We start from the raw sequence: 23,456 nt of genomic DNA on the forward strand, positions 1-23,456 counted from the left end.
CTGAAACCTTACATTTATATATAACTAACTGAATATCAGATAGTAGTAATTTTACTTTCTTTACCAGCAATTTACACTGCTCATTTTATCCATACTTACTCGGTGACACCCCGAAATGTTTCTTGAAGACTGTACTGAAGTACTTTACGTTTACAAATCCTGTCTTCACAGAGACATCCAAGACGCTATCGCCTTGCTTCAGATACTGGGCTGCCTGCTCCAAACGGATGAGTCGTATGAAGTCTTGCGGCCCTTGCCCCGTCAGAGTCTTCAACTTGCCATAGAAGAGGGTGCGGCTCATCGCCATCTCCCGGCAAAGGCGGTCGATGGTGAAGTCGGTGTCGCTCAGGTTATCGAGGACGAGACGGGTTGCTTTCTCAACGAAAGCTTGGTCCATCGGATCCAATTCCGGTTCTTTTTCATCGGAAGATTTATTCTTTCCATCGGAAGCGGATGGCACGGAAGATTCGCTTGGCAACAGGCTCTTTTGAGACGATTGCCCAGAGTCCTCTCCTCTGACGATGGCGAGACTTCGCTCCATATAGTATTGACTCAGACGACAACGGTTCTTCAACATGCTCGCTATCTTGCTGGCAAGAATGGCAGAGTCGAATGGCTTGGCAATGTAATCGTCTGCTCCAAGGTCTAAACCTTCTATCATGAAGTCGCGACCAGCCTTCGCCGTCAGGAGAATGACAGGCAGCCAACTGGTCTCCTTGTTTTCCTTGATGCGACGGCAGAGTTCGTCGCCCTGCATACCCGGCATCATCACATCGGATATCACGATGTCGCACTCGCCATTCTCTGCCAGATAGTTCAAGGCTGCCTCACCACTCTCCACATCCACCACATGATATTGGTCAGCGAAAGCCATACGGATGTATTGATGGAGGTCTTCGTTGTCATCTACAAAAAGGAGCGTGTCCTTAAGGGATTCCTCTGATTTTATTTTTTCATCGGCAGACACGGAGGTATCTGAAGTTTCTGGCAGACTTGCTGGCTTGGAAGAAACGGGAACATTAACATTTCCGTTATCAGGCAAAACAACCAAGAAAGCAGTTCCCTTGCCTTCCTCGCTCTCGAACGTTAACATTCCTCCCAGTTTCTGCACAAGCTGGCGAGTGAGCATCAAGCCCAAGCCACTGCCCATCTCCTGAGAGTTGACCGCATTGGAGGCACGGAAAAAACTCTGGAAGATATGCCTTGCCTCGGATTTCGGGATACCGATGCCGGTATCGCTCACCTGGATGCAGACCTGCTTGCCAACCTCATCGATCGAAGCAGAGACGGTGATGGTTCCACCCACCGGCGTATATTTTACGGCATTGGAGAGCAGATTCTCGAATATCAAATCCATCATAGAAAGATCGGTAGAGAAGGTATGCTGTCCACAGGTTGTCAACCGAAGACTGATATGTTTCTCCTGGGCAGACATCTGGAACTTATCCACCTGCTGACGCAAGAGGACAGACAGCTCCACATTCTGCAAGTGGACTTGTGTCTTCGCTACGGCTATTTTCTGGAAATCAAGCAACTCGGTCACCATCCTCAGAAGCTTTTCGCCATTACGCAGTGCCATCTCCAAGAACTTTCGGCTCTTATCGCCCAGTGTAGTATCCTTCGCCAAGTCGGCAAGAGGTGCCAGCACAAGACTCAAAGGGGTACGGATGTTATGAGCGGTATTCACAAAGAAGTTGATTTTGTCATCGTAGTACTTGCGATGCAAACGCTCCCTGTAGTAATCCCAGCCGAAATAGACGATAGCACCAAAGATGCTGAGATAGACAATCCATGCCCACCAAGAGTTCCACCATGGTTGGGCGATATGAATGCGCAAGGTGGATTCTCCCAAAATGCGTCCGTTGCTCCTACCCATTGCCTTGACATGCAAGGTGTAACTGCCAGGAGGCAAGGTGGCGAAACGAGCCTGCTGGTAGGCAGAAGGCACACTCCACTGATGGTCATACCCCTCCAAATAATACTGGTATTGAATGTCGTGCTGATACTGGTAATTGATGCTCTCGAAATACACGATGAGAGTATTCTCGCTGTGTGAAAAGCTCATCTTGCCAGTCTGCAACATCTTGAAGAGTTCTGCATTCCAATCTTCCTGTTGGGCAGCCTCATCGAAAGTCTTTCCTTCCACCTCAACACCCGTGATATGAAGAGGAGCCTTGTAGTTCAATCCTCTGGCAAACTTGGATGCCAAGACCACAGCTCCTTCACTGCTTCCGAATATCATTCGCCCGTCTTGGGTTCGGACCACAGCCATACGCTTGTACTCCCGCTCCAATCCCTTGAAGAAGTTGAGATTGGTCACCTTTCCATGATCGATGAAAGCCAGTCCCTTGTCGGTACTCATCCACACCTTGCCAATGGGAGTCTTGACCAAGGCATAGACGGTGTTGGAAGGCAAAGACTGCGAGATGGTATAGTTCTTAACCTGGTGCTTCTGCCAATCGTAGAGGTACAAGCCTCCTCCATCGGTGGCTATCCAGATATGCCGTGCATCCTGAAAATCCATCGCATTGACAAAGAAATTATAATCGACTGACGGAAATTCCGACGGATAGAAGAATCGACTGACACGAAGGCTTCGCTTGTCGATACGATAACATCCATGGGTCGTTCCCACCGCAATCATCTTCTTATCAGGAGACTCCACGATACTCTGAACTTCATTGATTGGCAAGTAGTTAACGGAGTTATCCACTTTTCCATTCTTTTCTAATGATGATGGGATATATACCAGGTCTCCATCCAAACAACCTATCCACAAGCCTCCTTCGCTATCCTTGAAAATGCTATACACATAGTCAGTCTTTAACTTGCCATTCGACACAGAGTAAGCCCGACTACTGCTTCCATCGGCATGAACCTGAAAGATGCCATCACCATAGGTTCCCACCAAGACCTTGCCATCGGCAGTCTGACAAAGGGTAAGCGCCACCTTGTTATATAGGGAATGATGCCACAGATGAGTTTGCTCGTCATAGATGCTCACCCCCTTGTCGGTAGCATACCATATCTTGCTATTGTGGCCCTGTGCATCCACGCTCTGCATGACATCGTTCACATCATTATTGATAAGCGACTGGCTGTTGAGATACTCATGGCGCACAAACTCCAAGGTATGCTCCATTGGAATAGCCATATCCACACCTCCTGAATAGGAGCCCATCCAAAGGTCGCCAAGATGGTCCTTGCAAAGGGCATAGACGCCATTGCCATGCAATACATTTTCTGGTCTGCCATCCGTATTCAAAAGTAGATTCGTCTTACAAGTCTTCTTGTCGTAGGCATAGACACCTGCTCCATCCACCGCCATCAAGATGGTGGCTGCATCGTAGGGGATAATGGAACGAACAGGGATGAGCGGAATATCTGATAAGGATGAGAATTGTGTGAGAGAAGACAATGGCTTCCATGTTCTGTCATCGAGCAAGAGAATGCCACGATGGAAAGTTCCCAACCATATCTGATGAGCCTTCACGTCGTGATAAGACGAAAGCACGGAATACCCTCGCAAGAGCAATCGAGGCTGGGCTGCATTTTGTGAATAGACGAAGACTCCCGAAGGAGAACCAATCAATAATTGTTTACCGAAGAATCGGATATGATTGACATATATGTTCTTCAGAATGTATTTTCCTTTGTTCGGCGAACTATACGCTGTTTTGTCTTTGCTACCAGCAATAGATAGAGGAGCCATCATATACACGCCCCTATCTAACGCCATCCAAAAGCATCCCTTGTCATCAACCAACAAGTCATTGAGCACCACACTTCCTCCAAGTACATTCATCAGATTGACCTGGAGTTGGAATGTGTCTTTCACCTTATTGTATATATAGATCTTTCCTTTATTATCATAGGCATAGATATGCTGTTGGCTATTCTTAGTCAACTTGATATTTCTACCACTGGCATCACTAAACTGCATATCCGTAGCCAAGGTATAGTTTCGTACCTGTTGACCATTGTACCTGTCAACGCCTCGCTTGGTACTGATCCACATAGCACCATCCTCAGCCTCAACTATCGAATACACACGGGCACTGGAGAGCCCATTGTCCGTATTGAGATTCGACAACATCAGCATATTGCGGGTCAAATGTTCCTGAGCATGGAGCTGCGAACACAGCACAATGCACAAGAGCCACAGGAAATCAACCTGTAATCTTAGGAAATATGATAAGCCTTTATTTTTCATTTATCGGTCCAATGTATTAATTTCTTCCAGTCCCTTGGTTTGCTTCTTCGGCGTTATGCCGAGTCCCTTCAAGCTCTCCACCCTGCGCATCACGTTGCCGCTTCCATCGTAAAGCTGCTACCTTGTCTTATCGAAGGTCCTGGAAAGACGGGTTATCAGATCGTCGATACCCAGGAAGAAGCCGATGACAAGCCCTATAACGATTTCTATTACTTTTTATATTGAAGTTGTCTTGACTTTTTATTTTGTTAAAATTGAGAGGATTTCTTATCTTTGTATTAGCAAACCAAGCCTCAAAATTCTCTCATGTACAAAGTACTATACAAAGATACAATAAAAATGAAATTCTACCTCATTTATCAGTTGCAAAACGTGGATATATTTGCCAAAGTAGACTGTAAGAAGTAATTCCATACATTCTTTATAAGCTTAAGACTGGTTGTCAATAGTATATGCTTCCATTTTTATCGTTTTTCACAGCAAAGGTTCTTCATTGCAAAACCGTATACGGACATTTTCGTATGCACTTTTGTTTGACAACGTACAGTTTTTGGGTGAGGAGTTCTCGGAACGCTTCTTCTTTTACTCCTTGATGAAAAGATGTTTTGGTTTGAATTATGTGAATTATAGTGGAGAAGAACTGGAAAAGGCTATAGGGAAGGGAATGCCAGATTATTATCTGAGATATCGAAACAGAGTATTCGTATTTGGATGTAAGGATGTTCAGATGGCTGCAAAAATAAAATTAAGCGGTGATTATGAGACGATAAAAAAAACAATTTTTGAGAAGTATGTCACAAATTCCAAGGGGCATACGAAAGGGGGTGGCAGTTGGCAAATATGATTGGCAAACCTTTTATTTTCGGCGTAATGGTCATTTTGCAGGCTATTTTGATTATTTGGTACTGTCCTTAAAAGTGTGTAAGCCCATATTTTTATTATCTTTGTATTTGAAATCAATTAATTAAAGAAACAATAGGGCATACACACTTTTTTAACCCTAATCGGTCATAATTCCATCGTTTTGAAATGAAAAGCTCGTCCCTGTGTATAGGGCATTCAGTCAGTTCTGATGATGCAAAAGTAGAGGGCTTTTGATGTTATTCCAAGAGGCAGGGATATAGCGGGAAGTATAAGGAAATGCAAGGATATCAGCAACTATCAAAAATGCTAAATACATATTCAAAAAGTGGAATATTTCGGACAAACGCACGTTGTTTTCAATAATCATTGATTGTTTAAGAAATTCCTTTGGGCTTCCTCTCACTGGAAAAGCTATTTTCAGTAGCATGAAAGTCCCATTTTTCTTCGTTTTATTCATTATAAGTTCATATATTTGTAACTAATATTGAGATATACAATCATCTAATGGGACAGAAGAAAGAACATAGCAACCTTATCAAGGAAGCATTGAAGAAGCGAGGTATTACCCAAACATGGCTCGCCAAAGAACTGGGCATGAGTTTTAGCATCACAAATGCCTATGTCGGCAATCGCAAGCAACCTAACCTCGCCATTATTTTCAAAGTAGCGGAATTACTCAGTGTGTCACCAAAAGAATTAGTGAAGTAACTTCAGAGCAGTGCAAGCATAAAAACTAACATGAATGAAGCAATAAAGGGAATAAGAAACTTCATATTTGCAGGACTGGTACTAGTGCTGTCCTTTGCTGCTTATAATAAGGATATTGAGACAACTGAAGCAATTGCATTGACCAAAATGGTGCTTTTGGCGACATTGTGTAGAATGACTCCACAAAGGTTGGTGGTATAATGCATAACGCTAAATGGCTTCCTGAAACAATGATTTATTTCTAAAAAACAATAATATGTTAAACGGTATAAGAAACTATTTATCAATGGAAAGTACTGGCGCTTTGATGGTGTCGGGCGAATGGGGTTGTGGTAAGACTTATCATATAGAGAAAGTGATAACTAAAGTTTCCCACCCTCAAAAAGTTGGCTTAAAATAACAGTTTCTCAATAATTATTGGTAACTTTGTAGTGCTTTATTACATTGATTATCAACAAATTAAAGAGTAACTGTTATGGATGCAAAATTAGACAATTTAAGCGAGATATCCAAGCTTTTAAGTGTTAAAAGTAAGATGAGTAGCGATATTCTCTCACTTTTCTCAAAATTTGGTTTTGGACGTCTGCTCTGTAGGCTTTCTTTGGAGAAACACGATGGTATCTCTGCTGTTCAACAGATTCTTTCCCTTTGTCTTTTCCGTATTAATGGTGAGACGATACACTCCATATACAAGAAGAATTTCTACCATCTTCTCACCACTGGAAAGAACTGCTATTATCGTATGATGGTCAGGCAGGCAATGAATTGGCGTCGTTTGCTTAGCTATACTGTTCTTCGTTTTGAATGCATTCTCCGTAAGAATGGCATTCAGACAGAGAGCGAGAACTCCTGTGTTATATTTGACGATACAACCTTGGAAAAGACTGGTAGGAAGTTTGAGCATATTACCAAGGTTTTCGACCATGTACGAATGAACTATGTCTTAGGCTACAAGCTTCTTTTGTGCCTGTTCTTCGATGGTAAGTCCTCTCTGCCGTTCGACTTCTCCATCCATGAGGAATTAGGAAAGAAAGGGGACGGCGGACTTGGCAAGAAGGCACTCCGCAGCAGATTCTCCAAGAGACGCATGAAAGAGAGCCCAGCGTATGAGCGGAATCAAGAATGCGGTATGAGCAAGATGGACTCCGCCATAAGGATGCTCCAGCGCATGTGGAAGAGAGGTATTCATCCCCATTATGCCTTGGCGGATAGTTGGTTTGCCTGTGAGAAGTTCATTGAGGAAATCAGGAGAGTAGGCAACGGAGCTATACACTACATTGGTCTTGCAAAGATGGGAAAGACAAAGTACTTTGTGGAGAATAAGCGACACAATGCTGCTGAGCTCGTAGCAATGTATGCAAGACGTACCAAATGCTGCCGGAAGTACAAGTGTCAGTACATTGAGTTGAGGGGCTGTCTGGGGAATATACCAGTCAGGATATACCTGATTAAATATGGGCGTCGACAGACTTGGAACATCATGCTTAGTACGGATCTATCGATGAGCTTTGTGCGTGCCTTCGAGTTATACCAGATACGATGGAACATTGAAGTGGTCAACAAGGAGACAAAAGGACATCTCGGACTCGGCTCATACATGGGGAGAGACTTTGATGGTCAGATTGCTGATGCAACGCTCTGCTACATTACATATATCGTGATGTCGTTAGAAAAACGGATGTCAGAGTATGAGACCATGGGTGAATTGTTTGCTGACATGGAAGATGATGTCATGGCACTTACGTTATGGCATCGTGTGCTGAATTGCATAGAGAGATTGCTTGCTGCTCTTTGTGACGTTCTTGGGTTCTCTGTTAGTGAGATAGGGCAGTTAATAGTCACCGACTCAGCAATGCGGAACAACTTTGAGATTATGGTCCAAGCATTGGAAGACAGGCAACAAGAAAAGCTCACAACCGTAAACATATTTTAGACAAGTGTTAACGGCTCACGTTCATGGGTATTCGCAAAGCAGTTTGGTTGAAATACCCATGAAATAGAGGGGTGGGAAACTTTAGGTGATAATACCGACCTTACGGCAGGATGGATGGAATCCTACGAAGGTATCATTATTTGGTATTGAGTCGGTTAATGAAATACCACTTCGAATAGCAGCTAATTACAAACGGACAGAAAAGGAGAACAAGAAACTGTGGCTGTATGATTGGATAAAAGAGAAAGCTGGTAAGGTTGTAGCTAAAGGAACACAATTCGCTTCTAGAATATCATGGTTAGAGAGTTTTGTGGACATGAAAACGTTGGTTAGTACCAATAGCGGCTTGCTCTATAAACTTATTCCCACAGAAAAAACCGTTATCATTCTTGATGATATAGAACGCGTGATAGATACAATTGACGTTCATACTCTCTTGGGAGCCATCAATGAATTGGTTGAACAACGAGGTTATAAGGTGGTAGTGATAGCCAACAACTCTTATATGCAACAAAAGAGTGAGGCAAAACTTGTGTTCAAAGAAAAGGTGATTGAGAAAACCTTGGTATATGAACCAGATGTGGTGTCCATCTTTAAGGAATTATGTGGGAAGGGCTATTCTTCACCATTTACCGCATTCATGACGGCTCAAAAGGCGGTGGAGGTAATTGATCCGAGTTATCCATCAAATAAAGAAGATAAAGGTTTGCAGGTTGAACTGCATAACATCAGAATACTGAAATTCGCATTAGCCCATTTTAGCAAGATTTATGAGGTCTGCAATGCTTTCCTGAAGGATGAGAATAAAGATACTGCTGATAGCTTTCTCCTGTCTTTATGGGCTTGTACGGTAGGTGTTGCTATTGAATATAAAAAAGACCGTTTGACCTATAAAGATAGGTTGCAGTTTGCTCAATATGTTGAACTGTCATCAATTGACTGGGAGTTTGGTGACGATGACTGGAAAGCAGACGGATTGTTTGATGACACGCAAGAAGATGAGGAACAGGAAAAGCAGAAGGAAGAAAAACAACGCGAATATACAAACCGTCGTATTACGTACATCTTTAAGAAGTTGGTGAAAGTTCATAATTTCCCTGTCATTGTTTCACTGCAGATATTTGACTTTGTTACGGCAGGTATGTCATTGGATAAGGAAGGACTAAAAGCGGTGTGGGAAGGATATAAAAATCAAGTGCAAAGGAATAATATAAGCCCCGCATATGCACTATTGCAGAAGTTTATACATTCGCAATGGGATATGAGTAATGAAGAAATGGCGGATGCTGTGATGCAATTGGCGCAGTATGTGGAAGACGGGGAATTCTGTGATAATATGGCATACATTAATTCTGCTACATATCTTCAGCACTTCTATCCTCTTACCTCTTTTTCTAAGGAGGATATGCAAAAGAAAATTCGCTGTGGCATTGACAAGATGTATGAAAGCATAGATACGCCGAACCTTCTTGATAAGCTAAATCTGGATGTTGTCGAAACTAAGATTCCCAAGGAAAGCCGGTGGGTGGTTAAGTATGAACGTGAGAAGATGGATAAAATAAAGAAAGCCAATTTAGATACAGATATTAAAGAGGTCTTGCGCCAGTTTAACGAAGATCTGCCAACTTTAGCCAATAGATTGACTATTCAGTATGGAGATACCAAGACACCGGATTTCCTAAGTTATCCAATATTAAAGCATATTCCTAAGAAGGATATTACCAAGAAGGTGAATAATATACAGCCCAAAGAAGTGATGGCTCTCTATCAAATACTGAACGGACGTTTCTTACAACAGGTTCCATATTCCGAAGTATATGATGCAGAATTGCCATTTGTGAGGAATCTGGAGCAAGCCTTAGTGCAGAAAAATGACAATAAAACGACCTATGCAGATATTCTGATTGAAGACTATCTAAAGGATATAATTAAGAAAATACAGAAGTAAGAAGCGATGGTAAAAATAGCTGATTTCAAGAAGTTTGTAGATGGTTTATTGAAGCCAGTGAACAATAAGGCTGGGAAAGTAGATGCCCGTATCAAGGCACTGCTTCCATCTGCTGGTGATGAAATAATCCTGTATAAGGATTTCCAGAGGCTGGGTAAAGGCTTACTGAGAGAGCAACTACTGGACGGTGTGGATAACCAATGCTATATAGATATAGTGGAGATTATTCATAATTATCTTGGCTGGAATCAAAACGCCATAAAGGGTTTTAGTGACCCTTGTTGGCAAGACGTGATAGCAGCCTGCAGGGAGGAAAAGCCCTTGCAGCAACCAGATCGGCTGAAAGAATATGACAAGGAGCACAGACTCGCAGCAGCGGCAAAGCGGTTGAGAGAGTTTGGTCTCCAAATAAAGATTGAAGGATGCAGCTATGTGACAGAAAATGATGATATAGTTTTTGATGCCTTGATCAAATGGATTCGCGAGGCAGGTGGAAGAAGGTTTTTGAAGATGCTGTTAGCGCAGATGGAATATTTGGAACCTGAAGGAAGATTTTTGACCGATATGAACGGCAATACTCCCAATCCTAAGGATGTGATAATAGTAAAGCCATACAATTATCTTGTAAATTTGGCTTTGGCAAATATCAAAGCAGATGGAGGAAGTAATAGAGAGGCTACAAAGGCATTCAGAAAGGCTATACGACTGGCAACTGATTACTGTTTCCTTAAATACCCTGTTCAGAACTTCGGAAACTTATGGGGAGATTTATTCCACAGAGATAGAGACACGGTGGAGTTTTTTAGGGATTTGGTGTATAAGGAGAGTATTTTTGGATTGACGCAACATTCTGTTTGGTTTACTAAAATGTTCTGTGAGCGTGTACTTATGTATATGCGCGATACAGGAAGGGTATTGGAAAGCGGATACACATTTGATGAATATGAGCGATTGATGAACGATGTCCTTTCTGCTGCGGATACATTGAAATGTGTGGAACTAAAAAAAGACAAATTGAATAAACTGGGAATCAAGGCTATTGGACAATTGATAGATGATGTGTCAGCAAGTGATGACGTATTAAACAAAGGATTCAGAACGCCACTGGATGAAGAAAAAGAGAATGCCTTCAACAAACCACTGATTAAAGCAAATGGTAAGATATATGCCTTGCCTGTTACAATAGGTTCATGGGGGTGGTTTGAGGCTCTGATGACGGTTGTACGTAATCAAGAAAAAGAGGACAACCAGAAAGATATAGATAAGGAAGTCGGAAAGTTGATTGAGAATTATATCAAGGAGAAACTTGATGAAAAAGGCATAACGCATTGCAGTGGCACTTATCTTCCACCAGAAAAAGGAGAAGCAGATCTTGTGGTTGAGGCCACAAAAGGTATCATGCTTTTTGAGATGAAGAAGAAAAGTCTGACTAGAAAGGCCAAGTCTGGAAATGAGTTTAAGATTGTAGCAGATCTACTGGGAAGCCTTATAGATTCACAGGCCCAATGTTTTAGGACTTCGCATCTTATGATTAAAGATGGGTATGTGGATTTGGATGATGGAAACGGGAATGTGACAAGGGTAGAGAAACAGGGTAGAACGGCTGAGTGCATCTCGATATGTCTAGGTGCTTTTGGTCCACTCCAAGACAGAATGCTTATCAAGAGCATTATGGATGAAATGTGTAAGAATCTGTTGACTGCTGAGTATGAGGGCACTGATAAACAAACCATCAAGGATGTTAAGAAGTTCAACAAGGACATGCAGAAATGGATGCCTTTCTTAAAAAAAGAGAGAACCAACGGTGATTCTAAAAGGAATCCTTTCTTCAATAGTTGGTTCTTAGATTTTGAACAATTAATGCTAATTGTGAAGGAATCAAATTCAAACGACGAACTGCAGGCTCGACTGATAGAGACAAAGTACGTAACCACGGGGTCATATAATTTCTATAGAGAGCGCAGAATGGTAAGGATGATGAATGGTAATAAAGGGTAATGTTATGGAGAAGATGGAATTACAGAAGCAGGTATTGCTGTCTTATAGCGTGGTCTATCCAGACCGACACGATAAGATAGAAGACTTGTTGGCTAATGTTCCATCAAACACTGCCATAGAATTTATTTCATATAATCTCTCAAAGAAGGTGAATCAGTTTATTGGTGAGCATGACTTCGATATTTGGGCACCATGGATAATGAAAACGCGAAATGATGTAAAGAATCCTGTTGGTCAGTATGCTCAACAATATAACCTTGGGAACTATGCCCTTATAGATAAATATGCTATGCTTCTGCTTATTAGCAGACTTTTGACTTGTTATAATGGGAGAAATGAAGAATTGACAGAGGATAACTTGTCGAACCTGTTCTTGGCATATATGCTCTGTTGCGATGAACGTCTGGCAATGAATGAGAAGCTACCTAACAACAATATGAAGGCAGAAGAGTTTGTAGAGTCTTATATGCCAGATTGCTTGAAGAGTAATAATATTGAAGCACCAAGAGATTATAGGCTGTTAATGATAAAGTGCTATATGCTCTTGATAGAATTCCCAAAGTTTAACACTCGGTTTGCACAATATGTTGATGAATTCTGCAAGGAAAGGGATATACCCAGTGCCAAGTATTATTTAGATAAAATCTTCTTGACTTTTCTGGAAATGGGAGAAAAGGATTTCTCCAATTGCAAAATGGCCATTGGTGAGAATCTTAAGGATACTTGTCGTTTCTATGATTCGTTGACATTAAATCCATCGCATTATAAACATGATATGGATTTTCTGATGATGAAGGAAAAGCCTCTAATTAAGACGGGGCCTAATATCTACAACTTCATGTTTATGAAAATGTTTCTGGATAAAGCATATACAGGACTTCTTTTTGATATGAAGGACGCTTTAGTTAAGAGGGGAGTGTTGGATCGCACAATGGGTTATGCTAATCTTCGGTCGTTTTTAGGTGAGGAGTTCTCGGAACGCTTCCTCTTTTATTCCTTGATGAAAAAATGTTTTGGTTTGAATTATGTGAGTTATAGTGGAGAAGAACTGGAAAAGGCTCTGGGAAAGGGAATGCCAGACTATTATCTGAGACATCGAAATAGGATATTCGTATTTGAATGTAAGGATGTTCAGATGGCTGCAAAAAAGAAATTAAGTGGTGATTATGAGACGATAAAGAAAGCAATTTTTGAGAAGTATGTCGCAAATTCCAAGGGGCATGCGAAAGGGGTTGGGCAGTTGGCAAATGTGATTGTCGAAAAGTTACCAAGTATATTGAGAGAAGTTGATAAGTCGGCTCCCAATAGTGTGATATTTGTCTACCCCGTAATAGTATACTTCGATGATTGTTTTGATGTGGAAGGCCCGAACTATTTGCTAAATAAAGAGTTTCAACGAATCATTAGTGAAAAGAGAGTTACAGCAGATTACGAAGTGAAGGATGTAGTGATGGTGAATATTGAGCAGTTGATGAGAATAGAAAAATTCTTTGCTGCCGAGAAGTTGGATTTGGCTTATCTAATAAATAGCTATATTGAGTATAAGGAAGAGTTTGAATTAAATCAAGTGTTTCCTTTCAATAAATACATATTTCAAGAAGCGAGAAAGGTTGGGTATGAGTTGAAAAAGATACGTGGGTTTGATGAAGTTTTTGAGAATTTGGAGATGTTGGATAGGAAAAGGCTATGATGAGTGAGACTTGCTCAAAGAAAGAATATGGTCCACCACTCTTTTTTACAATTTAAGCTATACTTGTGACTAGTCAAATAGAAAACACTCAATCTTACTTTTTTGTGGGTGTAATAAAGGGTGTAAATCGCATAACTTGCTGATTTACACCCTTGTTTGCGGAGAGAGAGGGATTCGAACCCCCGGTACCTCTCGGTACGACGGTTTTCAAGACCGTTGTAATCGACCACTCTACCATCTCTCCAGAAGGTTACTTTGTAGTCAACCTGCTTCCTTGTTGAAAGCGAGTGCAAAGGTATAGATATTTTTTGAAACTACAAAATGTATGGGGAAGGAATTTAAAAATAAAACACTTTTTAACTAAAAGCAAAGCAGTAAGATGCTAACTACCTGCAGCACATTGCCCAGCCACAACACCTGTTGTCCATGCTGCTTGAAGATTAAAACCACCAGTAATAGCATCAATGTCTAACACCTCACCCGCAAAGAAAAGATTTGGACAAACCTTACTTTCAAGTGTTTGAGAGTTAACAGAGCTAAGACTCACACCACCACACGTCACAAACTCTTCACGAAAGGCACCTTTACCAGCAATGGTGTATTGATCATTGACCAATGTTTCAATCATTCTGTTTAGTGTTTTACGTCCAATCTCAGCCCATGGTTTCACAGCATCTATGCCAAGTTTACTTAGTATATAGAGCCACAGACGACTCGGCAAGCCAAATGGATGTAAGGTAGCAACCTGCTTACGTGGGTTAGCAGTTTGCAACTTTAGAAGATTCTCCTCCACTTCTTGCCGTGTTAGTTTGCCAATCCAGCTGATTGCAAGCGGTGCTTTATAATCATTTTCAGCAAGCAGACGAGCCGCATAGGAGGAAAGTTTCAAGGCAGCAGGACCACTTACGCCCCAATGTGTCACCAACAATGGACCCTTCGCACGCAGTTTTGTTCCAGGAATAGTCGTCACAACAGGATCAACAACCGTTCCCATAAGGTCGCAAAAAGCACGATCTTTTATATTAAAGGTGAAAAGTGAAGGTACAGGAGCCTCAATTTCATGTCCAAGCTGGGCAAGGTATTGTAAGCCACGTCCATTGGGTGAGCCTCCAGTTGTTATAATAGTACGATGAAACACACGATGTGTACCATTCTCAAACTCCAGTTTTAATCTCCCATCTTCCATCTTATGGATATTCACCAAACGATGTCGACAACATATAGTCACCCCCAATTCATTAGCCTGCCGCACCAAACAATTAATAATGGCATGAGAATCTTGCGCCTTCGGAAAAACACATTCATCTTCTTGCGTTACCAATGGTACACCATGTTGCTCAAACCATCTATAAGTATCTTCATGGCTAAACGTCTTCATTAACCGTTTCATGAGTTTATGCCCACGTGGGTAAGCCTGCTTCATGTCCGTAATGGCTGCAAAGCTATTTGTAACATTACAACGTCCACCTCCGGTTATTTCAACTTTAGCCAACACCTTCTGTGCACGTTCAAAGATTGTCACCTTACTTGAAGGGTTTGTTCTACGAGCCATGATAGCAGCCATGAACCCTGCTGCTCCTCCGCCAATGATAGCTATATCCATTCGTTAAAAACTAATACTTAGGTCCTGACAGACGCCGACCTTTGTTGTGTGATACATTTAATGTGTAGTGATTACCATTCTACGAGCAACCCTTTAATCTCCGGTTGGCGTAGCAGATGAATGCACCTTCTTTCGTTTACCACTGAACTCAGAGAAATCAACACGGATAATCTCAACGCGATGAAAACTCATGTGAGCATATTTATCGCCAAGCTCTTTGAAGTCAGGTGACAACTTGTCTATCAATAGATGCAGTGCATGCATCTTCTCTTCCTCAGAAAGATGAATATGTGCCTCACCGAAGAAGATAGCGCTCTCGTACTCTGTGGTAAAATTGCGTGGCAACAAGTTTACTTTACCAATGACACAGAGCGAAACCTTTGGATTCTGCTCAATAGCCACCAACTTACGTCCTTCAGGTGCACAATGGATATAGATACTATTCTTGTCGTCCCAAACAAAGTTTACAGGAATACCATATCCCATATCTTCTGAGACCATACTCAAAACCCCGTATTCTCCATCTCGCAGAAGTTCTATAGCTCTTTCCTCATCCATCAGACGATCTTGTCTGCGTACGCGGTCATTAACATATTTCATATCGTACATAATTAATATAAAAATGATTAGTTGAAACTGTGAATTATCTGTTATGAGTTAATCTTACCAATAAAAGAAATCTTTGTATAAGACTTCCACTATATACAAAAAAGACCTTGGCTGATTCACATCACCCAAGGTTTAAATACTAAAACTAAATTAACCACTAAAAAAACTTGATGCAAAGATACACGTTTTTTTATTAATAACCAAATTTTTAGAGAAATATTTTTTATTATTAAAAACACTATTAACCTTTATTGTTGATTTTTCGGATGGTCATAACTATAAAATTAAGATTATTATTACATGGATAATACGTATCAATCCCTTCCCTATAATAGCCTTTAACATTTCTATTATCGTAATTTATTACGTAAAAAATAAGGTTAAAAAAACTTTAGCGCATAAATTACTTCACACGAGTCAGCATCTTGCTTATATAATTAACCTCTATCATTTTACAAACTCATAGCAAGATTATTCTGCTCACCTTCCTTATCCTTACCCCCAAACATAATGATTCTCATAACGTTAAAACTAATTATTCAGACTCTGAAAAATTATTACACAACGCCAAGTAAAAACCTCGAAACAAAGCCAAAAAACAGATATATGAACCAAGTTTGTAACCTCCACGAAACCAATCAGTTACAAAAATGCGTTTTAAAAGGTGCTTAATTGGACTCCAAAAGGGCGTTAGTAAGACATCAAAAGAGCACCTATTGGAAGCTAATTAAGGCTTAATTCGAATGCAATTAAGCCTTAATTAAAAAGTGATAGAGGAAAAATATTTACACCGAACGATTTTAAAAGACTTTCTAACAGCCCCAATTATCTCTCCTCTGTCAATATCTTTCGCGCATGAAGAACACTTTCCTCCGTAGGCGATTCTACATCTGTGAGTGCATAAGGAATACCTAACTGTTCCCATTTATAGACACCTAACGAATGATAAGGCAGAATCTCCACTCGCTCAACATTGCTTAAAGTATCTATGAAAGCACGAAGTTTAGAGAGAGATTCATCATCATCATTAATACCAGGAATCAAGACATGTCTTATCCATACAGGTTTCCCGATGTCAGAGAGATAGCGAGCACAGTCGAGGATATTCTCGTTTTTCCAACCAGTCAATTGCTTATGGGCATCGCTATCAATATGCTTTATGTCCAACAATACCAAGTCTGTATATTTCATTAACTCCTCAAAAGCAGAGAAGCTACTCGACTCCCGATTGAAAGGTTGGGCTGAAGTATCAAGGCAGGTATTGATTCCTAAAGCCTTAGCTTTACGGAACAGTTCCGTAAGAGGTTGTATCTGCAACAGAGCCTCACCCCCACTCACGGTGATACCACCTTTCGTTCCCCAATAACTCCGATAACGTTGGGCTTGGGACAAGACATCATCAACAGAGCGGAGGTTTCCCCCCGCCCTGTCCCATGTGTCTGGATTATGACAGTACTGGCATCGCATAGCACAACCCTTAAGGAAGATAACGAAACGAATACCAGGCCCATCAACCGACCCGAACGACTCTACAGAGTGTACCCGTAGCATCATTTCGGAAGTCGGCGAATCCGATAAGTTGTTATGTTGATTATTCACTTTACATTGAACCATGCGCACGACGTGCAATAACATCCATCTGCTGTTCGCGTGTAAGGTCGATGAACTTCACAGCGTAACCGCTCACACGGATGGTGAAGTTTGCATACTCTTCCTTCTCTGGATGTTCCATACAGTCAATCAGTTTGTCTACACCAAAGACATTCACATTCAAGTGGTGTGCACCACGGTCGAAGTAGCCATCCATTACACCAACAAGCGTACTGATACGCTCCTCATCATTGTGACCAAGAGCATCTGGGCTAATTGTCTGTGTGTTAGAGATACCGTCAAGCGCATACTCGTATGGAAGCTTAGCTGTTGAGTTCAACGATGCCAACAAACCATTCTGCTCTGCTCCATAAGATGGGTTTGCACCAGGAGCGAGCGGTGCACCAGCTGGACGACCATCAGGCATATTACCTGTAAACTTACCATATACCACGTTTGAAGTGATGGTAAGAATACTTGTTGTAGGCTCTGAATTGCGATAAGTATGGTGCTTGCGAATCATATTCATAAAGGTCTTCAACAACCATACAGCAATATCATCAGCACGATCATCGTCGTTACCATAACGTGGGAAGTCGCCTTCTGTCTTGAACTCGATAGGAAAACCAGTCTCATCACGTATGATATTAACCTTTGCATACTTGATAGCAGAGATAGAGTCAACCACATGACTGAAACCAGCGATACCCGTTGCGAAAGTACGACGTACGTCCGTATCAATGAGTGCAAGCTCAGCAGCCTCATAGAAGTACTTATCGTGCATATAGTGAATGAGGTTCAATGTGTTTACATAGACACCAGCCAACCACTCCATCATATCCATGAAGCGAGGCATAAACTCATCATATGTTACGACATCACCCTCTATTGGACGATAAGCAGGTCCACACTGCTCACGTGTCTTGCTGTCAACGCCACCGCTGATGGCATAGGTAAGACATTTAGCGAGGTTTGCACGTGCACCAAAGAACTGCATCTCCTTACCCGTCTGTGTTGCAGATACGCAGCAGCAGATTGAATAGTCATCGCCCCAGATTGGTCGCATCACGTCATCATTCTCATACTGAATAGAGCTTGTAGAGATAGAAATCTTCGCAGCATAGTCCTTGAAGTGCTTTGGAAGACGTGAGCTATAGAGCACAGTGAGGTTAGGTTCTGGTGAAGGACCCATGTTCTCAAGTGTATGGAGGAAACGGAAGTCGGTCTTTGTTACCATTGAACGACCATCCATACCCAATCCCGCAACTTCGAGGGTAGCCCATACAGGGTCACCAGAGAAGAGCTGGTTGTATGAAGGGATACGTGCAAACTTAACCATACGGAACTTCATAACCAAGTGGTCGATGAGTTCCTGTGCCTCAGCCTCCGTAAGTGTGCCTTCCTTGAAGTCACGCTGAATGTAGATATCGAGGAAAGTTGAGATACGACCAACTGACATCGCAGCACCGTTCTGTGTCTTAATAGCTGACAGATAACCAAAGTAAAGCCACTGTACAGCCTCACGTGCGTTGTTTGCAGGTTCAGAGATATCATAGCCATAGATGGCTGCCATCTCTTTCATCTCCTTCAAAGCCTTAATCTGCATAGAGATTTCCTCACGCAAACGGATAACCTCTTCGGTCATAGTACCGTCACCACAGTTGCGGAAATCCTTTACTTTTTCGTTGATAAGGAAGTCTACACCATAGAGTGCAACACGACGATAGTCACCCACGATACGACCACGACCATAGGTATCAGGAAGACCTGTGAGGATATGGTTGTGTCTAACGAGTTTCATCTCGTCTGTATAAGCATCGAAGACACCCTCGTTGTGTGTCTTACAATACTTCGTGAAAATCTCATGAAGTTTCTCTGATGGCTCGTAACCATAGGTTGTACATGCCTGCTCAGCCATCTTGATACCACCATAAGGCATAAAGGCACGCTTCAAAGGCTTGTCTGTCTGCAGACCAACAACCTTCTCCAGTTCCTTAGTTCCTTCACCGATATAGCCAGGACCATATGCAGTCATACTGGATACCACCTCGGTTTCCATGTCTAAGACACCACCCTTAGCACGCTCCTGCTTCTGCAGTTCTTTGAGCATACCCCAAAGTTTTTCTGTTGCTTCTGTTGGCTTCTCAAGGAAGGAAGCATCACCATCATAACTATCATAATTATCTTGGATAAACTGACGCATATTGACTTCATCAAGCCACTTGGTTCCAGTAAATCCTCTCCATGCTTTTTTCATGACTGTTTATTTGTTATTATGTGAAACGTTTTAATTAATATGCTTGTTAATTGTTATACTGATTGAGCATTACTAATTACCGAGGACAAAGATAGACAATAAAAACGTAATATCAAGTATTTAGAGATACTTATATTTAAAATATGCATATAAATACCTATAAATAGTGAGAAGAAATCTACTCTTGCAAATATTCCAAACTTATAGGTATGAGATTTGATTATTGATAAGGCTAAACAATAAAGGTAGAATGGTAAGTATGAAGCCTCAACACCAAGAGAGGAATGCACATTTACCATTCTACCCGACGAGAACAGCCATTGCCGCTAAATACATTCCGTGTCAACAGAAGACCTACGATTTACGAAGTCGGGAATCATCACAGGCATTGAACCTTGTTCAATAGAGCGTTTGGATAGCTCGGCAACGCAACACCACTCCGCTAAATCATACACATCCATATCTAAAGGCAAACCTTGTTGTAGGCATTGAGCAAGCCGTAAGTCCATAAGTTAACCTTACGCGTTGATGATAATTGTAAACAAAAAACTTGCCCCATTACACCAAGAGTGGTGACAGGGGCAAGAAAACGAAAATTAAATTAATAAATTAAAAAGTATTGCTATTGATATCACATCAAGGGCATATCTCTAAAAACATGAAAAAAATTAATTCAGAATCTTCCAAAACCGAGTTTGTTTTCAAAGTTCTTTTCAAACAGCCACACCAAAAGCTTTCGCATTCAATGAGGGTTAGACGGTGTCTGGCACAGGTCCATTTTCCTCTTCTTTCTTTTCCTTTTTCTTCTTATCTTTCCCTGCCTCTTCTGTCTTTCTCACCGATTCGTAGGAATTTACAGCAAGTTCGCGCTTCAATTCTGTTCCAGGCGTGAAGACCACACGAGGCTTAATCGTCTCAGTCTTAAAAGCTTTTTCTGTTTCTGCACCTTTGCTCGACAGAGTGACACGCATCGAACCAAAATTACCCAGCTGAATGCTGAAACCATCACGGAGGTAATGTGGTAGACAATCTATGAAGTTATACAACACGTTCGACACATCACCACGTGTCAAGGACGAACGCCCCGCAATGTCACGTGCAATATCGTCGAGCGACTTATGCCCAAGGTTAACAGGGTTAGCATAAAACTTCACTTCCTCCCGCTTCTGCGGATTTTTCTTTGGTACTAAACGAATTTTCATAATTCTTCGTGTTTAAAGTTATACATTAGATTCTTATTATCATAGCATAGGGCAGCACGCCTCTGCAGCTTTCTTTGTGCATCTTCATGCTGCCCCATTCTATTTTCTTGGTTTGTTTCCTGCCTTTCATCGTCTCTTTTTTCCTCCTTTCTGCATCCTTATCCCGTCAGATACGTATTCCCTTGCTGCCGAATGCGTATCTACGTGCCGTTAGATGCGGTGAGCGCTGCTGCTGAATGCGGTGAGCGCTGCCGCTAAATACGCATCTAACGGCTGCGCAATGCGTATCTACGAGTAGCTAAATACGCATGCGCCAGCACGTAGATACGGTGAGCGCAGCAACGGAATACGCATTCGGCAGAAGCCTTGTTCGTTAGGCACTCCCTCCCCTTTACTTCCCTTCGGTCAGTGACCGTTGGTTCGGGGAGGGGTTTCTTAGAGGGCGACACCCGTAGAGGCAAGCGCACGGACTACTCGAATGTGCCGATGAGCAACCCAGATCCGCGAGCAGCAGATTGCATCACTCTGACGCTATATCTGTCGAAGTACAGGGCGTACGCGGCGGGGATGCCATCCCACGAGTGACCACTAGACGACCAATAGATGACGTTCATTTCAATGTAGTACAGCACACCAGTGCTGGTGTATTGACCTAAGGCGGGCAGGTAAAAGTAGTTGCTTGCATCGGCTGCGGAAGGAAGAGATAGTAGAGGTTGGTCCCATTCTTTGTCATTTGGTCCTAATCGCCAATCAGTGCCGTCATAGGCTGTGTTGCTGTTGTAATTACCTTCGGTTAGCAATACTGATTTTTTCTTAAACCACCTGCCACCTTTATATAAATGCCCCATAGTGGTCCATAATTCGTCAGCATCCCAACGGGAATCGCCATAGGCAGCGTACCATGTCATCTCGTTCACGTTTGGAAGACCTGCGCAACTATTGCTTGCTTGAATATAACCGCTACCCTCGTGGTAGAAACGACCGTCAGCGTCGCTGCGCTTGGGGTAGTTGCTGGAAGGTGCTCCGCCTGGAAACCAATAATTAACGGTTGGCTGACCTACCCCTACTCCCAAGTTCTTTGTCCATTCGTAACCCTTCCAGTATTGTTCCTTAGCATCCCACATGTAATAATGATTACCGTCGTAATCATGCGGATTAAGATTAGCAGTTACATCATGGATAGAACCAGCTGTACAATTAAGCGTAACAATCTTAGAAACTGTTCCTTCTATTGCACCACCAGGATTGTCTGTTGTATTGCGAAGCCAGTAGCGAATACGGAAAGTATGGGTACCTGGAGCAACGACGGCGTAGGTTGCATTCTTGCTCATATCGTCAGCAGAGTTGTCTATATCAAAGCCCGAACCAGTTGTTACGGTGATTGTCTTTGAACCACCCGAAGCGAGGGTGAGAGCTCCATTGGCAGCTATATTGTAAGTGCCAGCAATATCATCGTCGCTCATAATCTCAACTTTAATCAACTTACTGCGATTTACGTATGGGTTGCTTGAGCGAGGAATAAAACAGAGATAAGCAGCTTTGTGGTTAAGGGTAAAGCCATAATCATTACCAGCCTTGTTACCTATAGCGATTCCACAATCGCCTGATTCCCCTGCATGGTCAAAGTTGTTTGGGGCAGACTGTGTTTGTGTTGCCTTTATCTCTACTTGTGGTTGCGTCCCAGAAATAGTCTTGTTTGTATAAAGAATATCGTGTGTAGCACCTGTATAAGTACCAGAGAGGGCAAACTTTCCTTGTGCCTTATTAGTAGCAAAGGGGAATGTTACAGCTCCACTCTGCTGCCAGTTTCCTCCATCGTCCTTTACCCATATCTTGTCCGTGCTGCTCCAATTTACAGAAGCACCCGCGCCTTTTGTGTGGTTAAGGATGGCTGTACGTGTTGTTGTCTCTGGCTGGGAAGTACCTGTAAAGACAGTTGCGCCAGCAGGAGTGTTATCTTTCTTTTGCTTTTCATTCTGTGCAACGTCATCATTCGCACAACTGGCAGCAAACAATAAAGCTGCGAAGCCATAACACATGCTTCGCATTACTAAAGTTATAGTTGATCTTTTCATAAATTTATTCATTTTCTTTTCAAACAGTTATTAGTTCTTTTCTGTATCATTCCAAGAAACATTATCCAAGTCTTCTTCACTAAAGATGTTTTGTTTTGCATCTCCTGTTACCGTACCAGGTTGAATTTTTCCAGCATTACCACTGGCATTATTCAACAAGAATTCTGTTTCAGTGCAAACAATTTTGCATTGAGGTTTTTGATAAACCATTCTTTCAGTTGCTATCATTTCGTTTAATTTTTAGAGGATACATAGTAAACGTGTATCCTGTTTTATTGATTAAAATAAAGTTATTGTTTCGTGCTTAATTTCTTTTTATTTCGTTTACGTAGGGACACAAAAAAACGAACAAAGGAAACTCCGAAAAGTCCTTTGTTTACAGGGATTGCACGGCACGCCTCGCGCGCGTATGCGAGAAGAAAAAAATGTGTAATTTACCTCTGCTCTACTAAAAAGAGAGAGAGAGAGAGAGAGAGTACAAAATTATTTGGAACTACCAAATAATTTGCGATATTTTTTTCATCTTTCTTCGTTAAAGAATCTAATGCAGCACAAATAGAGCCTACACCTTTATTTCCTAAGGTGCAAACATTTACTGAATTAATATTCTTTATGACGCTCATTGTTATTACAAGTTAATTTTAATTTAACTGGGCGCAAAGGTAGTGAGAATATATGAAACAAACAAGAAAATAGAAAAAAAATAAAAACATTTGTCTTTCCTTGCTCTACGTTACCTTATTAAATAGCAAATATCTTTGCAGAG

15 protein-coding genes, 1 tRNA gene and 1 pseudogene are annotated in these 23,456 nt (G+C 41.7%); 6 read left to right on the plus strand and 11 right to left on the minus strand.

The features are described 5' to 3' along the window. Window positions 1–85: 85 nt before the first annotated feature. Window positions 86–4,102 (minus strand): hybrid sensor histidine kinase/response regulator transcription factor, encoded by a 4,017-nt coding sequence (locus FIU21_RS02245; RefSeq protein ID WP_036886008.1) that lies wholly within the window; start codon window positions 4,100–4,102, stop codon window positions 86–88. A 661-nt stretch (window positions 4,103–4,763) separates the two neighbouring features. Here FIU21_RS02245 and FIU21_RS02250 point away from each other — a divergent pair. The 6 genes from FIU21_RS02250 to FIU21_RS02275 all read left to right on the plus strand — a co-directional run bounded on the left by FIU21_RS02250 (window position 4,764) and on the right by FIU21_RS02275 (window position 13,354). Next, entirely contained in the window at window positions 4,764–5,057 is a 294-nt protein-coding gene (locus FIU21_RS02250; RefSeq protein WP_231291320.1) for a hypothetical protein, read from the plus strand. Window positions 5,058–5,581: 524 nt separating this feature from the next. After that, complete coding sequence (locus tag FIU21_RS02255) at window positions 5,582–5,785, plus strand: helix-turn-helix domain-containing protein (protein WP_004359713.1); 204 nt, start codon at window positions 5,582–5,584, stop codon at window positions 5,783–5,785. 475 nt (window positions 5,786–6,260) lie between these two features. Further along, the gene (locus FIU21_RS02260; protein ID WP_172891275.1) at window positions 6,261–7,718 is read left to right on the plus strand and encodes an IS4 family transposase; all 1,458 of its coding nucleotides are present in this window, start codon (window positions 6,261–6,263) and stop codon (window positions 7,716–7,718) included. 85 nt (window positions 7,719–7,803) lie between these two features. Further along, window positions 7,804–9,666, plus strand: coding sequence for a hypothetical protein (locus tag FIU21_RS02265; RefSeq protein WP_254361434.1), 1,863 nt, complete (start codon window positions 7,804–7,806; stop codon window positions 9,664–9,666). Window positions 9,667–9,672: 6 nt separating this feature from the next. After that, the gene (locus FIU21_RS02270) at window positions 9,673–11,664 is read left to right on the plus strand and encodes a hypothetical protein (protein WP_004361484.1); all 1,992 of its coding nucleotides are present in this window, start codon (window positions 9,673–9,675) and stop codon (window positions 11,662–11,664) included. A 4-nt stretch (window positions 11,665–11,668) separates the two neighbouring features. Next, the gene (locus FIU21_RS02275) at window positions 11,669–13,354 is read left to right on the plus strand and encodes a hypothetical protein (RefSeq protein ID WP_231291376.1); all 1,686 of its coding nucleotides are present in this window, start codon (window positions 11,669–11,671) and stop codon (window positions 13,352–13,354) included. Between the two features lie 159 nt (window positions 13,355–13,513). On the opposite strand, the gene FIU21_RS02280 is transcribed toward FIU21_RS02275, so the two are convergent. The 10 genes and pseudogenes from FIU21_RS02280 to FIU21_RS02325 form a co-directional block, all read right to left on the minus strand. Continuing rightward, window positions 13,514–13,598 (minus strand) — tRNA-Ser (locus FIU21_RS02280). A 138-nt stretch (window positions 13,599–13,736) separates the two neighbouring features. Beyond that, window positions 13,737–14,957: a BaiN/RdsA family NAD(P)/FAD-dependent oxidoreductase gene (locus FIU21_RS02285; RefSeq protein ID WP_004361488.1), complete on the minus strand. Its 1,221-nt coding sequence runs from the start codon at window positions 14,955–14,957 to the stop codon at window positions 13,737–13,739. Between the two features lie 93 nt (window positions 14,958–15,050). Next, a complete protein-coding gene (locus FIU21_RS02290) occupies window positions 15,051–15,557 on the minus strand; it encodes a pyridoxamine 5'-phosphate oxidase family protein (RefSeq protein WP_004361490.1) in 507 nt (168 codons plus the stop codon). A gap of 834 nt (window positions 15,558–16,391) precedes the next feature. After that, on the minus strand, window positions 16,392–17,180 hold the full coding sequence (gene pflA / locus FIU21_RS02295) for a pyruvate formate-lyase-activating protein (RefSeq protein ID WP_050759769.1): 789 nt from the start codon (window positions 17,178–17,180) through the stop codon (window positions 16,392–16,394). Beyond that, window positions 17,167–19,413, minus strand: a complete 2,247-nt coding sequence (gene pflB / locus FIU21_RS02300) for a formate C-acetyltransferase (RefSeq protein WP_004361494.1) — start codon at window positions 19,411–19,413, stop codon at window positions 17,167–17,169. The genes pflA and pflB overlap by 14 nt, the downstream gene beginning before the upstream one ends. Window positions 19,414–19,739: 326 nt before the next feature. Then, window positions 19,740–19,922: pseudogene (locus FIU21_RS02305) on the minus strand (glycosyl hydrolase); the annotation flags it as partial. A 243-nt stretch (window positions 19,923–20,165) separates the two neighbouring features. Next, entirely contained in the window at window positions 20,166–20,615 is a 450-nt protein-coding gene (locus FIU21_RS02310) for an HU family DNA-binding protein (RefSeq protein WP_004361498.1), read from the minus strand. 470 nt (window positions 20,616–21,085) lie between these two features. Then, window positions 21,086–22,702, minus strand: a complete 1,617-nt coding sequence (locus FIU21_RS02315; RefSeq protein WP_036886914.1) for a hypothetical protein — start codon at window positions 22,700–22,702, stop codon at window positions 21,086–21,088. Between the two features lie 18 nt (window positions 22,703–22,720). Continuing rightward, the gene (locus FIU21_RS02320; RefSeq protein ID WP_004361500.1) at window positions 22,721–22,918 is read right to left on the minus strand and encodes a hypothetical protein; all 198 of its coding nucleotides are present in this window, start codon (window positions 22,916–22,918) and stop codon (window positions 22,721–22,723) included. A 206-nt stretch (window positions 22,919–23,124) separates the two neighbouring features. Further along, complete coding sequence (locus FIU21_RS02325) at window positions 23,125–23,313, minus strand: hypothetical protein (RefSeq protein WP_172891290.1); 189 nt, start codon at window positions 23,311–23,313, stop codon at window positions 23,125–23,127. Window positions 23,314–23,456: the final 143 nt, after the last annotated feature.

Origin of the sequence: Prevotella melaninogenica, assembly GCF_013267595.1 — a bacterium.
Classification (GTDB): domain Bacteria; phylum Bacteroidota; class Bacteroidia; order Bacteroidales; family Bacteroidaceae; genus Prevotella; species Prevotella melaninogenica_D.